General features: G+C 72.0%; 12 protein-coding genes and 1 other annotated feature. Of the genes, 8 read left to right on the forward strand and 4 right to left on the reverse strand.

What is annotated here, in order from left to right; genetic code table 11:
* The first annotated feature begins 13 nt into the window (after positions 1-13).
* The gene (gene selB, locus BM314_RS15140) at positions 14-1951 is read left to right on the forward strand and encodes a selenocysteine-specific translation elongation factor (protein ID WP_244539947.1); all 1938 of its coding nucleotides are present in this window, start codon (positions 14-16) and stop codon (positions 1949-1951) included.
* Positions 1952-2020: 69 nt separating this feature from the next.
* On the opposite strand, the gene BM314_RS15145 is transcribed toward selB, so the two are convergent.
* The 3 genes from BM314_RS15145 to BM314_RS15155 all read right to left on the reverse strand — a co-directional run bounded on the left by BM314_RS15145 (position 2021) and on the right by BM314_RS15155 (position 3916).
* A complete protein-coding gene (locus tag BM314_RS15145) occupies positions 2021-2320 on the reverse strand; it encodes a hypothetical protein (protein WP_091680741.1) in 300 nt (99 codons plus the stop codon).
* A gap of 98 nt (positions 2321-2418) precedes the next feature.
* Complete coding sequence (locus BM314_RS15150; protein ID WP_026605168.1) at positions 2419-2697, reverse strand: MSMEG_0570 family nitrogen starvation response protein; 279 nt, start codon at positions 2695-2697, stop codon at positions 2419-2421.
* Entirely contained in the window at positions 2690-3916 is a 1227-nt protein-coding gene (locus BM314_RS15155) for an MSMEG_0565 family glycosyltransferase (protein WP_091978771.1), read from the reverse strand. The genes BM314_RS15150 and BM314_RS15155 overlap by 8 nt, the downstream gene beginning before the upstream one ends.
* A 333-nt stretch (positions 3917-4249) precedes the next feature.
* On the opposite strand from BM314_RS15155, the gene BM314_RS15160 reads away from it, so the two are divergent.
* From BM314_RS15160 to BM314_RS15190, 7 genes are all read left to right on the forward strand, one after another.
* Complete coding sequence (locus BM314_RS15160) at positions 4250-5059, forward strand: SGNH/GDSL hydrolase family protein (protein ID WP_020094597.1); 810 nt, start codon at positions 4250-4252, stop codon at positions 5057-5059.
* Between the two features lie 124 nt (positions 5060-5183).
* Positions 5184-5711, forward strand: a complete 528-nt coding sequence (gene hslV / locus BM314_RS15165; protein ID WP_020094598.1) for an ATP-dependent protease subunit HslV — start codon at positions 5184-5186, stop codon at positions 5709-5711.
* Positions 5712-6181: 470 nt separating this feature from the next.
* Complete coding sequence (locus BM314_RS15170) at positions 6182-7870, forward strand: methyl-accepting chemotaxis protein (protein WP_091978773.1); 1689 nt, start codon at positions 6182-6184, stop codon at positions 7868-7870.
* A 148-nt stretch (positions 7871-8018) separates the two neighbouring features.
* Positions 8019-9689 carry a methyl-accepting chemotaxis protein gene (locus tag BM314_RS15175; protein ID WP_091978775.1) on the forward strand — a complete coding sequence of 557 codons (1671 nt, stop codon included), beginning with the start codon at positions 8019-8021 and terminating at the stop codon, positions 9687-9689.
* A gap of 129 nt (positions 9690-9818) precedes the next feature.
* Positions 9819-9874, forward strand: a sequence feature (sul1 is cis-regulatory element that is thought to sense ions involved in sulfur or methionine metabolism; They are found in Alphaproteobacteria).
* 60 nt (positions 9875-9934) lie between these two features.
* Entirely contained in the window at positions 9935-11431 is a 1497-nt protein-coding gene (locus BM314_RS15180) for a SulP family inorganic anion transporter (RefSeq protein WP_091978777.1), read from the forward strand.
* Positions 11432-11531: 100 nt separating this feature from the next.
* Complete coding sequence (gene hslU, locus BM314_RS15185; protein ID WP_056528150.1) at positions 11532-12845, forward strand: ATP-dependent protease ATPase subunit HslU; 1314 nt, start codon at positions 11532-11534, stop codon at positions 12843-12845.
* A gap of 161 nt (positions 12846-13006) precedes the next feature.
* The gene (locus BM314_RS15190; protein WP_091978779.1) at positions 13007-13894 is read left to right on the forward strand and encodes an EamA family transporter; all 888 of its coding nucleotides are present in this window, start codon (positions 13007-13009) and stop codon (positions 13892-13894) included.
* A 10-nt stretch (positions 13895-13904) separates the two neighbouring features.
* On the opposite strand, the gene BM314_RS15195 is transcribed toward BM314_RS15190, so the two are convergent.
* A complete protein-coding gene (locus BM314_RS15195; protein ID WP_010682249.1) occupies positions 13905-14306 on the reverse strand; it encodes a PTS sugar transporter subunit IIA in 402 nt (133 codons plus the stop codon).
* Positions 14307-14352: the final 46 nt, after the last annotated feature.

Raw genomic sequence — 14352 nt, forward strand, 5'->3', positions numbered from 1 at the left:
CACCGCGGAGAAGATGCGGTCGGTGGCTGCTTTGAAGACACTCCTCGTCGGCGTGATCGGGCACGTCGATCACGGCAAGACGGCGCTCGTCCGCGCGCTCACCGGCGTCGAGACCGACCGGCTCAAGGAAGAGCGCGCCCGCGGCGTGTCCATCGTGCCGGGCTTCGCGCTGCTGACCGCCGCGCAGGGCGAGATCGACCTCGTGGACCTGCCGGGCCACGAGCGGTTCGTCCGCGCCATGATCTCCGGCGCCACCGGCATGCGGGCCGTTCTGCTGGCGGTCGACGCCCACGAGGGCATCAAGCCGCAGACGGTGGAGCATCTCGAGATCGCCGCCCTCATCGGCGTGCGCCGCGGTGTCCTGGCGCTGACCAAGGCGGACCTCGCGACGCCCGAGACCGTGGCCGCGCGCGCCGCCGAGATATCCGCAGCGGCCGCCCGGGCCGGGATCGAGGCCGGCCCGGTCATCGCCACCTCGACCGTGACGGGCGACGGCCTGCCTGAGCTCGCCGCCGCCCTCTCGGCGCTGGTGGCGGAGACGGAACCGGTCCGCGACGACGGCTTCCCCTACCTTCCGGTCGACCGGGTCTTCTCCCGGCCGGGCTTCGGCACCGTCGTGACCGGGACGCTGCGACGCGGGCCTCTCACGGTCAGCGACACCGTCGAGATCGCCCCCGGCGGCCGCACCGCCACGGTGCGCGGCCTGCAGATCCACGGGCGCGCGGTCGAGCGCGCCGAGCCGGGGCGCCGCACGGCGGTCGCCCTGCGCGGGATCGACCTCGACCAGATCGCCCGCGGGCAGGCGCTGTCGCTACCGGGCCTGCTCGCGCAGAGCCCGTGGCTCGACGTGGCGATCACCGCGGCCGCGAGCCTGCCGGACGCCCTGGCGGGCGGCACGGCCTGCCGCCTGCTCTTCGGCACCACCGAGGTCGAGGCGCGGCTGCGGCTGCTCGACCGCGACGCCCTGGAGCCGGGCGCCAGTACCCAGGCGCAGCTCCACCTCGGCGAGCCGGCGGCTGTGCCGGCGCGGGAGCCCTTCGTGCTGCGGCTCGATTCGCCCTCCGTCACGGTGGCGGGCGGCCGGATCCTCGACCCGGCGAGCCGCCGCCGCCGGCGCCACGATCCCCGGGTCATGGCCGACCTCGCCGCCCTGGCGGCGGGCGGTCCTGCCGAGGCGATCACGGTCCGCCTCGGGCAGCTCGGCGCGGCCGGGGCACCGCTCAACGAGCTCGCCCGGATCGCCGGTATCGCGCCGGACCGCGCCCGGCAGGCGCTCTCCGAAGACGGTGCCCGCGCGATCGGCGACCGCTTCGTCGGGGCCCCGGCCTTCGAGGCGCTGCGCACCGGCACGCTGGCCGCCCTGGCCCACCATCACCGCGACTACCCGATGGAGCACGGCATCGCCCTGGAGCGCCTGTCCCGCGCCCTGGCGCTGCCCGAGGCGGTGACCGGCGCGGTCCTGCGCGACCTCGCGGCGGCCGGCGGCGTCGCCCAGGCGGGCGCCCTGTGGCGACGGGCCGAGTTCGACCCCGCGCGGAACGAGAGCGAGGCCGCCCGCCGGCTGGAGCAGGTCTTCCGCCGGGCCGGCCTCAGCCCGCCCGACGAGGCCGAGGCCATCGGCCGGGACGTGCGCCGCCGCGAGGCGCTGACCTACCTCGTGGGAGCCGGCACGGTGATCCGCGCCGTCGACCGGGTGCAGCGCCGCGCCGTGCTGTTCCACCGGGAAGCGGTGGCCACCGCCAAGAGCCGCCTGATCGACGCCTTCCCGACGGCGCGGACGGCGGAGACCGGATTCCTGGCCCGCGAGGCCGGCGCGACCCTGGGAATCTCGCGCAAGTTCTCGATCCCGCTGCTGGAGCACCTCGACGCCACGGGCTTCACCCGCCGGGCCGGGGATCGTCGGGTGATCGTCGCCCTCGAACCCGGGCGGGCGGTCCCGGACGCCGGCTGACGCGGCGCGCGTCCCGCACCTCCCCCGCTCTCTCCCGCTCAGGGCGCGGCTGCGCGATCGGGAACGGTGCTAGTCGTCCACACCCAACCAGTCACCGCGTCCGGGCTCGTAGCAGGTGTACCCGATCAGGCAGTTCGGGTTGTCGCGGGTCGGCCGAAAGGCGCGCCGCGCGATCTCGGTGGGCTCGCAGAACGAGCGGTCACGGACGAACCGATCGTAGGTCATGCCGCCGGTCCCGAGGACGAGCGCTCCGCGGGCCTGGATGAGGCGGATCGTCTGCTGGCAGGTCATCGCCGTGGTGGACGGCCGCGTCTGCGCCGCCGCGGGCGACGCGGCCAGCACTAGCACTGCCGCAATCCGGGTCATCATCGCCTGGGCCTCCGCGCGCCGTGGGTCCTGCGGACAACCCGGCGCGCTGCTCGTCCGCGCCGCGTCGCCTCGCCGCACGGCGAAGCCGCGGGCCCTTATCAGTCCTCGAAGGCCTCGACGTGGACGGTCCCGGGCTCCTGGCGGCGGGCGCCCTCCTCGATCCGGGCGAGTTGCGCCTGCGCGCGGCCGCACGGGAACCCGTAGCGGGCGCGGACGCGCTCGCTGGCGATGCCCAGGGCCAGCCGGGTCAGCGCGACGAACTCGTCGAGCGGGTAGTCCTGCCCGACCGCGAGGTGGTCCTTGATCACCAGCGACGGCGAGTAGCAGGCCTCGCGGGTCCCGTCCGGCCACCGGATATGGAAGCGCATCTCAGGCATCGCGCGGGACCCGAAGCGTGTTCCAGGCCGCCGCCCCCGTGGCCGCGGCCATTAAGGGCGCGTCCCCGGGCGCGAGTTCCGCGTAGGTCGGCAGGTGGCGCGCCGCGCAGGCGTCCCAGACATGGGCCCGGGCGACCTCCCGGCCGGCATTGCGCAGCCGCGCCCGCCGGCTCGGCTCCAGGCTCGCCCGCATGGCGGCCGCGATGGCGTCGGTGTCGTCCGGGTTCACCGACAGGGCTTCGCCGGGGGCGATATACTCGGTGAAGGGCGGCCGGCCCGACACGATCACCGGCGTTCCGCTGGCCATCGCCTCCAGAACGCACAGGCCGTAGCTCTCCGCGAGCGAGGGAGAGACCAGGGTGTCGGCCAGCCGGTAAAGGCCCGGCATGTCCGCCTGCGCCAAGGCGCCGGTTCGGATCACCGGCCGGCCGGGCCCGACCTCGAGCCCCTCGCGCTCGAGCGTGGCGCAGCACCGGGCCTCGTAGCCGGCCTGATCGAGAGGCGGCGCGGCGCCGGCCACGACGAGCTGCGCGTCGGGGCAGGTCCGGCGCAGGGCCGCGAAGGCCTCGACGATCGCCAGCGTGTTCCTGCGCGCCTCGAAGCCGCCGACGCTGAGGAAGACCGGGCCGCCGCCGAGGCCGAGGCGGCGGCGGAGCGCGTCATCCTCCGGCCCGGGATCGGGCGTGAAGGCCGCCCCGTCGACGCCCGTGCCGACCACGTCGGCCCGGGCGCCGTACTCGGCCGCCAGCGTCGCCGCCCAGGTCCGGCTGACGCAGAGCAGGCGCCCGGCATCGAGGATCGCCCGCTCCTCCCACTGCGCGAGCCGCGGATCGGTGAACGTGTCGATCCGGTGGACCGTGCGCACGAAGCCCGGGATCAGGCGGCGCCGGGTCAGGGTGGCGAGCGCGTTGCCGCTGATCCGGCACTGGGCGTGGAAGACGTCGAAGTCGCAGGCGGCGGGTGTCGAGAAGTGCGCGAGGTAGTCGGCGATCCGGGCGCCGACCAGGGCGGCGGCCGGTCCCGCAACCGGCTTGGCCGCGACCGAGATCACCGGACACTGCGCCGCGCGGAAGAAGCCGCCGCCGGTCGGGTCGGGCGCGTGGACCACCGCCTCGTGGCCGAGCCTGCCCAGGGCCTCCCCGAGAGCCAGAGCGTGGACCACGCCGCCGCGCGGGTCGGTCGAGTGCGTGAGGATCGCGATGCGCAAGCGGTCGACCATGGGACGGCTCACGGAGCCCCGCGGCCGGTCGGGGGACGCGCCGCGGCCCCGACCGCGCGCTCCGCCGCCCTGTCGGAGACGCGTCGGAGCGTGTTCTGCATGGTTCATGCCGACTCGGCGTCGGGCGTGCGGGTGCCGCGACGCCAACGTCGCTGGGGTCGACCCGCCGCGCCGATGTTGCCGGGAATCCTCGGGCAAGGGCGCGCCTTCCCACTCATGCCTAATTTTGCGTTACGAATTCAGTGCGTTTTCAAACTCTGCCCGGAACCGCTCTTTTCAGGGCCCTGTGTCAGATTGTATCTACCGCTCACGAGAGCCGGAGCCGTCGGTCCCGTGTCCAAGACGCTGAACACTGTCTTCCCCGCCCGCAGGATGCTGCGCCGCCTGGGCTTGTTGGGCGCCCTCTTGGTCCTTCCGACGGCGGTCCTCGCCTACGCGGACCTGCTGCCCGAATCCCTGGACATGCTGGGCTTCGACCTGGGCGACAGCCCGGACCTGCCCCACGTCGCTCGCCAGATCGCCATCGGCGCCCCGCTCAAGATCGTCGCCTTCGGGTCGTCCTCGACGGAGGGCGTGGGCGCGTCGACCCCGGCCAACGCCTACCCGGCCCGCCTGCAGATCGACCTGCGCAAGAAGCTGCACGGGATGGACGTGGCGGTCATCAACCGCGGCATCGGCGGCGAGCACGTTGACGACATGCTGGCGCGCCTCGACCGCGACGTGATCGCGGCCGAGCCCCAGCTGGTCATCTGGCAGACGGGCAGCAACGACCCGCTGCGCGGCGTGTCGCTCGACCATTTCCGCGAGGCCACCGTGTCGGCGATCCGCCGGATCCGGGAGGCCGGCATCGACGTGGTGCTGATGGAGCCGCAATGGTGCCCGAAGCTCGAATCCACGCCGGGCGCCTCGCGCTTCCGCGACGCGGTGCGCAGCATCGGCGACGAGCTCGACGTGCCGGTGATCCGCCGGGCCGACCTGATGCACGGCTGGGTGCGCGAGGGTAAACTGACGACCAAGCAGCTCTTCGCCGCCGACGGCCTGCACATGGCCGACCGCGGCTACGCGCTCCTGGCCGAGGCCGCCGCGCAGTCGATCCTGCAGGATGCCGGCCCGGTGCGCAGCCCCGAGGCGGTCGCCGAGTAGGCACGCGAGCCCGGCGCCGGCTGGACTCGGCCGGCGAAGCTCCCCATCTCGGCGCGATCGAGAGCGGAGCCGAATCTTGAGCCAGGACGCATTCAGGTACGACGATCGGGGCGCCGTCCCCCAGATGCACGCGACCACGATCCTGATGGTCCGCAAGGGCGGCCGCGTCGTCATCGGCGGCGACGGTCAGGTCAGCCTCGGCCAGACCATCGTGAAGGGGAACGCCCGCAAGGTCCGGCGCCTCGCCAAGGGCGCGGTGATCGGCGGCTTCGCCGGCGCCACCGCGGACGCGTTCACGCTGTTCGAGCGCCTCGAAGCCAAGCTGGAGCAGTATCCCGGTCAGCTGACCCGGGCCTGCGTGGAACTCACGAAAGATTGGCGGACGGACCGCTACCTGCGCCGGCTTGAGGCGATGATGCTCGTCGCCGACCGCGAGGTCAGCCTGCTCCTGTCGGGCTCGGGCGACGTACTGGAGCCCGAGAGCGGCGTCATGGCCATCGGGTCTGGCGGCAATTACGCCTTGGCGGCCGCCCGCGCGCTGGAGGACGGCGACCTCGACGCCGAGGCGATCGTGCGGCGGGCCATGACGATCGCCGCCGAGATCTGCGTCTACACCAACGGAAACCTCGTCATCGAGGCGCTGGATACCTGAGACCCGGCCGGGCGGAGCCGAGTTCGCCGGCTCCGCCGCCGTCGCCGCGCGCTCGATCGCTCACGGTGTGCCCGCGTCGCCCGGATCCCGTCGCGGGCGCTCGCGCATCGGCGCGGGGTCTGCCCGGCTGAACGCGGGTCATCACAGCTTCAGCGCGAACCGCGCCGCGCGCGAATACGCTGCGGCGCCGGTCTCCGTATCCTGCAAACCTTCCTCGGAACCGCGCCCGGATCGCCGCATCGCTACAAAATCCGACCCGGCGCCTCTTATCTCAGGTTGTACTCGCCGACGACAGCAGTGCGCGGGACGATCACCGACGCTCGATTGCTGACAGCAGGTTTTCAACCGCCGTTCAACCGGGTTCATCCGGGCGATACAGCCCACTGTAAGACAAAATTTACAGCGTATAATTTATCACAACCGTCAGGGAACCAAATCCGAATTCCCGAATGGGACCCTGGGGACTGACTATGCGCTCGATCAACGATGTCCGGATCGTAACGAAGCTGACTGCCGCATTCGGCAGTCTGGCGGCGGTCACGGTGGGGATCAGCGCCATCGGATACAGTCACCTGTCTTCGATCGAGCGCGTCAATCATCTCACGGAGCACTCCTATCAGGTCATCTCCGCCCTCGACGGCCTCACGCAGGCGATGGTCAATCAGGAGACCGGCCTGCGCGGTTACCTGATCGCGGGCGATCCGAAATTCCTGGAGCCGCTCCGCGCCGGCCAGAAGTCCTTCAAGGTGTCCCTGGAGAGCGCCAAGTCGCTCACCGCCGACAACGCCGCCCAGCAGGCGCGCCTGGAGGCCGTGCGCGGCTCGGCGGACTCGTGGTCGAGCGACATCGCCGCCAAGGAGATCGCCCTCGTCGAGGCCGGCAATCTCGACAAGGCCCGGCAGATCGAGGCGAGCGGCGCCGGCAAGGCGTCCATGGACGCCCTGCGCGCCAAGATCGGCGAGGCCGAGAAAGCGGAGCGCGACCTCCTCGCCGCCCGAAGCGACGAGCAGGCGCGCTCCTTCGGCGCCGCCTACCTCGCGAGCCTGCTCGGCAGCGTCGCCAGCGTCGTCATCGCGGGGCTGCTGGCCTTCCTCGTCTTCGCCATGCTGACCCGCCCCCTCGGCCGCCTCGTGGCCGTGCTGCAGCGCATGGCCCGCGGCGAGATCGAGGCCGAGATCCAGGAGGCCGCCCGCGGCGACGAGATCGGCGCGGTCGGGCGTGCCGTGGACGGGATCAAGGCGATGGTCGCCAAGAAGGCCGCCGAGGAGGCCGAGATGAAGCGGATCGCCGACGCGGCCGCCGCGGCCGAGCGGCGCCGGACCATGATCGAACTCGCCGACAGCTTCGATCGCGCGGTCGGCGGCATCGTCGGCATGGTCTCGTCCTCGGCCACCGAGCTGCAGGCGACCGCCCGGACCATGTCGGCGACGGCGTCCCAGACCTCGAGCCAGTCGAACACGGTCGCGGCGGCCGCCGAGGAGGCCGCCTCCAACGTCAACACCGTCGCGGCCGCGGCCGAGGAGCTCGGCTCCTCGGTGCAGGAGATCGGCCGGCAGGTGGACGGCTCGGCGCATCTGGCGCAGCGGGCCGTCTCCGACGCCGATCAGACCGGCGCGCTCGTCCAGGAACTGAGCAATTCCGTGTCGCGGATCGGCGACGTGGTCGGGCTGATCTCCAACATCGCCGGCCAGACCAACCTGCTGGCCCTCAACGCCACCATCGAGGCGGCCCGCGCCGGGGCCGCCGAAAAGGGCTTCGCGGTCGTCGCCTCCGAGGTGAAGGCCCTGGCCGAGCAGACTGCCAAGGCGACGCACGAGATCTCCGGCCAGATCGCGCAGATCCAGGCCTCGACCGGGCAGGCGGTCACGTCGATCGCCGGCATCACCGACCGGATCCGCGAGATCAGCGGCGTCGCCACCTCGATCGCCGCCGCGGTCGAGGAACAGGGTGCGGCGACCCAGGAGATCGTCCGCAACGTCGCGCAGGCGGCCGTCGGCGCCGGCGAGGTCACGAGCAACATCTCCGGCGTCGCCGGCGCGGCCGAGGAGACCGGCGTCGCCGCCGGCCAGGTCCTCGACGCGGCCTCGGAGCTGTCCCGGCAATCCGAGCACCTGACCGCGGAGGTCAGCCGCTTCCTCGACACCGTCCGGGCGGCCTGATCGGGTCGGGCGCGGCGCCCACCGCGCCCCTTCCTCATCAGGACCCTGCTCAGAGGCGAGACAAATAATTCCGGATCAGCTCAGTTTACGACGTCTTGACGAATAACCGGCATTTTGACGCCAATCGCGCCTCGACGGTCGGATAGCAATGAAAATCGGCGGAAAACTCCTGAGCTTCGTCGGCGCCTGCAGCCTGACGACGCTGGTCGTAGCAGGGGTCAGCGTCGCGACGCTGAAGAGCTTCGAGCGCTCGCTGACGAGCGTCGAGAGCGCGTCGATCCGGGCGCTCGACGCCGCGAACTTTAACCGCCTCGCCGCCGAAGTCACCATGGACTCGCGCGGCGTCTACGCCTCCGCCGACCGCGCGGAAGCCGCGAAGTACACCGCCGGGATCCGCAAGGGTCTCGCCGAGATGGACGCGTTGCGGGCCGACTGGGCACCGCGGGTGACCGAGGCCGAGCGGCCGCTCTTCGAGACGATGGTGCGCAACGCCGACGCGTTCCGCGCCCTCCGCAGCGCCCTCGCGGACGCGGGCGACACGACCGGCCCCAAGGCGGCCGCGGAGCTCGGGTTCAACGACGCCAACCGGGCAAACCGCAAGGCCTTCCAGGCCAGCATCGACGCCCTGGTGAAGCAGGGCCGGGGCGAGATGGCGGTGATCAAGGCCGACACCCAGGCCCTGTTCGAGACGCGCACGCTCCTCCTGCTCGGCCTCGCCCTGATCGGCACCGTGATCTGCTGCGCCCTCGGCCTGCTCATCGGTCAGCGGCAGATCGCCCGGCCGCTGCGGGCGGTCTCGGACGCGATCCAGCGCCTCTCGCGCGGCGACCACACCCTGCCCGCCGTCAAGCCGGGACGCGACGAGATCGGCGCGATCTGGACGAGCATGCAGGTCTTCAGCGACACGATGCGGGAAGCCGAGGGCCTGCGGCACGAGCACCAGCGGCTGGAGGCCGACACGGCGACGCGCAAGCGCGCCGAGATGGCCGGACTCGCCGAGCGCTTCCAGGGCAGCATCGGCGGACTCGTCGAGCACCTCGCCGGGGCCGCCGCCGGGCTGGAGCGTGCCGCCGCGACTATGGCGGGCAACGCCGAGCACGCCGGCACGCAGTCGCAGGCGGTCACCCGCGCCGCCGAGACGACGGCCCACAACGTCGAGGCCGTCGCCGCCGCCACCGAGGAGCTCGCCGCCACCGCCAGCGAGATCGGCGTCCAGGTGACCCAGACCTCGACGGCCGCCGAGAGCGCCGTCGAGGCGACGCGGCGGACCCGGGCGAGCGTCCAGGCCCTCGCCCGCAGCGCCGACGGCATCGGGCAGGTCGTCTCCCTCATCTCCACCATCGCCGGGCAGACCAACCTGCTGGCGCTCAACGCCACGATCGAGGCGGCGCGGGCCGGCGAGGCCGGGCGCGGCTTCGCGGTCGTCGCCACCGAGGTGAAGGATCTCGCGACGCAGACCGCCAAGGCCACCGAGGAGATCGCCGGGCAGATCGCCGCGATGCGGACCGCGACCCACGACGCCGTCGCGGCGATCGAGGAGATCGGCGGCACGATCGAGCAGGTCCACGGGATCGCCCTCGGCGTGGCCGCCGCCGTCGAGGAGCAGCAGCTGGCGACCCAGGAGATCGCCCGCAGCGTCTCCGAAGCCGCCAGCGGTACCCGCGCCGTCACGGACACGATGGCGCTGGTCCTGGGCGCGGCCCGCGAGACGGGCGCCAGCGCCGCGGAAGTCCTCGACGCCGCCGCCGACATCGCGCGCCGCTCGAACGGGCTCGGCGGCGAGGTCGCGGGCTTCGTGACCCAGGTCCGCGCGGCCTGAGGCGGCCGGACCGACGCGCCCGTCATTTCGGAACCGCGGAGCCGGACCCGCGATGACGGAAGCGTCGCCGAACGTTTCCCGCCACGTTGTTGCATTGCAGCGCGCGCGCCCCTAGGGTCGGCGCATTCGCAAGGACCCGGTGAAAGCCCGGGTGGCTCTTCCGGCCGCCGATCCGCCGGACCACGCATTCGAGACGCGCTCTGACCCGCCAGCGACGCGGGCACGCCGCTCGTGCGGATTCATCGATGTCAACACACGCAGCCCGGAACGCCGGATATCTCCGGTCGTGGACCTCCAACCTGCGCGGCGACACCCTGTCGGGGATCGTCGTCGCCCTCGCGCTGATCCCAGAGGCCATCGGCTTCTCGGTCATCGCCGGGGTCGACCCGAAGGTCGGCCTCTACGCCTCGGTCGTCATCGCCTGCACCATCGCTTTCGCCGGCGGTCGCCCGGCCATGGTCTCGGCCGCCACCGCCGCCACCGCGGTGGTGATGGTCGACCTCGTGCGCGAGCACGGCGTCCAGTACCTCTTCGCCGCCACGATTCTGATGGGCGTCATCCAGATCCTGGCCGGGTTGCTCAGGCTGGGCCGGCTGATGCGGTTCGTCTCGCAATCGGTGATGACCGGTTTCGTCAACGCGCTGGCGATCCTGATCTTCCTGGCGCAGTTGCCCGAGCTCACCGGGGTCACGCCGGCGACCTACGGGCTGATCGCCCTCGGTCTGGCGATCATCTACGGATTCCCGCGGATCACCCGCGCGATCCCGTCGCCGCTCGTGGCCATCGCGGTGCTGACGGCGATCACCGCGATCTTCCACCTCGACGTGCGCACGGTCGCCCATCTCGGCGCCCTGCCCTCGACGCTGCCGAGCTTCGCCCTGCCGGACGTGCCCCTCACCCTCGAGACCCTGCGGATCCTCCTGCCCTACGCGGCGACGCTCGCCGCGGTCGGCCTGCTGGAGAGCCTGCTCACGGCGCAGATCGTCGACGACATGACCGACACGGCCAGTGACAAGAATCGCGAGTGCATGGGCCAGGGCATGGCCAACATGACCTCGGCCCTGTTCGGCGGCATGGGCGGCTGCGCGATGATCGGCCAGTCGGTGATCAACGTCTCGTCGGGTGCCCGCGGGCGCCTCTCGACGCTCGTGGCCGGCGCGTTCCTGCTGGTGCTCCTCGTGGCACTGCAGGACCTGCTGGCCGTCGTGCCGGTGGCGGCGCTGACGGCCGTGATGATCATGGTCTCGATCAACACCTTCTCGTGGCGCTCGCTGCTGCGGCTGCGCACCAACCCGCTGCCCTCCTCGGCGGTGATGCTGGCGACCGTCCTGGTCGTGGTCGCCACCAAAGATCTCGCGATCGGCGTGCTGGTCGGCGTGCTGCTGTCCGGCGTGTTCTTCGCCGGCAAGGTCGCCCGGCTCAACCGGATCACGTCCGCCCTCTCGGCCGACGGCGGCACCCGGACCTACACCGTCACCGGGCAAGTGTTCTTCGCCTCGGCCGGCACCTTCTCGGAGGCGATCGACGTGCTGGAGCCGGTCGAGCGCCTCGTGATCGACGTCCACGCGGCGCATTTCTGGGACATCTCGGCCATCGCGGCCCTCGACCGGGTGGTGCTCAAGGCCCGCGCCCGGGGCCGCGACGTGACGGTCATCGGCCTCAACGAGGCCAGCGCGACCCTGGTGGAGCGGTTCGGCCGGCACGACAAGGGCGACGCCGCCGCGGTCCCGGCGGCGCACTGAGGCGGCGACCGGCCGACGCGTGGCCCCTTGCGCGGGGCCGCGCGCGACCCCATTCCCGGCGCGGGGCCGTTTTCGGGCCGGGAACAGGGATGGCAAAGCGGTGACGACGTTCTCTCCCCGCGAGATCGTGTCCGAACTCGATCGGTTCATCGTCGGGCAACACGACGCCAAGCGCGCCGTGGCGATCGCGCTGCGCAACCGCTGGCGGCGCCAGCAGCTGACCGGTCCGCTCCGCGAGGAGGTCGCGCCCAAGAACATCCTGATGATCGGGCCGACCGGCTGCGGCAAGACCGAGATCGCGCGCCGCCTCGCCCGGCTCGCCAACGCGCCGTTCCTCAAGGTCGAGGCGACCAAATTCACCGAGGTCGGGTACGTCGGGCGCGACGTCGAGCAGATCGTCCGCGACCTCGTCGAGGTGGCGATCGGCCTGACGCGGCAGGTGAAGCGCGAGGGCGTCAAGGCCAAGGCCGAGGCGGCCGCCGAGAACCGGATCCTCGACGCGCTGGTCGGCCCGACGGCGAGCCAGGCCACCCGCGACAGCTTCCGGCGCAAGCTCCGCAACAGCGAGCTCGACGACAAGGAAGTGGAGCTGGAACTGACCTCCGGCGCCCCCGCGGGCATGCCGATGTTCGAGATTCCCGGCGTTCCGGGCGCCTCGATGGGCGCGATCAATATCGGCGACATGCTCGGCAAGGCGCTCGGCGGCCAGCGCGGCAAGCCGCGCCGTGTGCTGGTGCGGGACGCCTACGCGCCGCTGATGGCCGAGGAATCCGACAAGCTGGTCGACGACGAGGCGCTGGTCCGCGAGGCGATCCGCGAGGTCGAGAACAACGGCATCGTCTTCCTCGACGAGATCGACAAAATCTGCGCCCGCGAGGGCCGCTCGTCCGGCGACGTCTCGCGCGAGGGCGTGCAGCGTGACCTGCTGCCGCTGATCGAGGGCACGACCGTCGCGACCAAGCACGGTCCGGTGAAGACCGACCACGTGCTGTTCATCGCCTCGGGCGCCTTCCACGTCTCGAAGCCGGCGGACCTCCTCCCCGAGCTGCAGGGCCGCCTGCCGATCCGGGTGGAATTGCAGCCGCTGACGGTGGACGATTTCAAGCAGATCCTGACCGCCACCGAGGCGAGCCTTCTCAAGCAGACGGTCGCGCTGATGGAGACGGAGGGCGTCACCCTCACCTTCTCCGACGACGCCGTGGACGCCCTCGCGCGGGTCGCCGTGGAGGTGAACTCCTCGGTGGAGAATATCGGCGCGCGCCGGCTCCAGACGGTGCTGGAGCGGGTGATCGACGAGATCTCCTTCACTGCCACCGATCGGTCCGGCGAGACGGTGCCGATCGACGCGGCCTACGTGCGCGACCGGGTGCAGGATCTGGCCTCGAACGCGGATCTGAGCCGCTTCATCCTGTAAGGGCCTGTCACGGACGACGCCGGGCCGGCGGACGCTCCGCTGGCCCGGGACAACGAGCCGTGCGCGCGGATGGCGTGTGCCATGAGGCCGAGCGTGGGCCGCGGCGGCCCCGGCATCTGCTATGCCCGCGCCGGGTCCCGGTCCTCAGGAATGTCGCCCCCGTGTCACGCAACAGGTTCGGCCTCGGCGATACGGTGCTGTCCGTGGCGGCGCTGGTCACCGGCATGGTGTCGCTCCAGTGCGGCGCGACCTTCGCCAAGAGCCTGTTCCCGGCGCTCGGCGCGGCGGGGACCTCGGCCCTCCGGGTCGGCTTCTCGGCGCTGATCCTGATCGCCGTCTGGCGGCCCTGGCGGCGCAGCCTCCCGGCACGCGAGGCCGGCTGGATTGCCCTCTACGGGACGGCCCTCGGGCTGATGAACCTCCTGTTCTACCTCGCGCTGGCACGGCTGCCGCTCGGACCGGCCGTGGCCATCGAGTTCGTCGGGCCGCTGGCGGTCGCGCTGATCGCGTCGCGCCGCCGCTCGGATTTCCTGTGGATCGGCGTGGCGGTGGCGGGGCTCGCGCTGCTGCTGCCGATCGCCGGCGCGGACGGCCTCGACCCGGTCGGCGTCGCCCTCGATCTCGGCGCGGCCCTGTGCTGGGCGCTCTACATCCTGTTCGGACAGCGCGCGGGGCGGATCGACGGCGGCCAGGCCGTGTCCCTGGGCATGCTGACGGCGGCCCTCGTCGTCGCGCCGTTCGGCGTGGCGGAGGCCGGACCGGCCCTGCTCACGCCCGGACTCCTCATCGCCGGCTTCGCGGTGGCGCTGCTGTCGAGCGCCCTGCCCTACTCGCTGGAGATGGTCGCCCTGCGCCGCCTGGACCGGAAGAGCTTCGGCGTGCTGATGAGCCTGGAGCCCGCCGTGGCGGCCTGCGCGGGTCTGGTCCTGCTGGGAGAGCGAATCAGCGCCGTCCAGTGGCTGGCGATCGCGCTGGTGATCGCGGCATCGGTGGGAATCACCGTGAGCGCGCGGCGCGCGGCTCCGCCGGCGGCCGTCCTGGAAGCTTGATCCCGGAGAACTACTTGCCCGCCAGGACGCGCGAAGCGACGTTGATATATTTGCGTCCGGCTTCCTGCGCGTGCAGCACGGCGTCGCCGAGCTTCTCCTCGTCGCGGACGCTGGCCAGCTTGATCAACATCGGCAGGTTGATCCCCGCCACGACCTCCACCGATCCGCCGTTCATGCAGGACAGCGCGAGGTTCGACGGCGTGCCCCCGAACATGTCGGTCAGCACCACCACACCGTCCCCGGTATTCACGCGACAGACCGCGGACATGATGTCCCGGCGTCGCAGCTCCATATCGTCCTCCGGCCCGATCGTGATCGTTTCGATCTGATCCTGTGGACCGACCACGTGCTCCAGCGCGGCCTTGAACTCGGTCGCCAGGAGTCCGTGGGTGACGAGCACCATGCCAATCATCGACACGTGTTCCAACGTCCTGTGTGTGCCGCCATGTTGTGCATCG

The organism is Methylobacterium sp. 13MFTsu3.1M2 (assembly GCF_900112625.1).
In the GTDB taxonomy this organism is placed as follows: domain Bacteria; phylum Pseudomonadota; class Alphaproteobacteria; order Rhizobiales; family Beijerinckiaceae; genus Methylobacterium.

Bases quoted from the DNA above. Each gene is read 5' to 3' on its own strand.
- selB (WP_244539947.1), top strand. From the start codon at position 14: ATGCGGTCGGTGGCTGCTTTGAAGACACTCCTCGTCGGCGTGATCGGG.
- BM314_RS15145 (WP_091680741.1), bottom strand. From the start codon at position 2,320: ATGATGACCCGGATTGCGGCAGTGCTAGTGCTGGCCGCGTCGCCCGCG.
- BM314_RS15150 (WP_026605168.1), bottom strand. From the start codon at position 2,697: ATGCCTGAGATGCGCTTCCATATCCGGTGGCCGGACGGGACCCGCGAG.
- BM314_RS15155 (WP_091978771.1), bottom strand. From the start codon at position 3,916: ATGGTCGACCGCTTGCGCATCGCGATCCTCACGCACTCGACCGACCCG.
- hslV (WP_020094598.1), top strand. From the start codon at position 5,184: ATGCACGCGACCACGATCCTGATGGTCCGCAAGGGCGGCCGCGTCGTC.
- BM314_RS15170 (WP_091978773.1), top strand. From the start codon at position 6,182: ATGCGCTCGATCAACGATGTCCGGATCGTAACGAAGCTGACTGCCGCA.
- BM314_RS15175 (WP_091978775.1), top strand. From the start codon at position 8,019: ATGAAAATCGGCGGAAAACTCCTGAGCTTCGTCGGCGCCTGCAGCCTG.
- BM314_RS15180 (WP_091978777.1), top strand. From the start codon at position 9,935: ATGTCAACACACGCAGCCCGGAACGCCGGATATCTCCGGTCGTGGACC.
- BM314_RS15195 (WP_010682249.1), bottom strand. From the start codon at position 14,306: ATGATTGGCATGGTGCTCGTCACCCACGGACTCCTGGCGACCGAGTTC.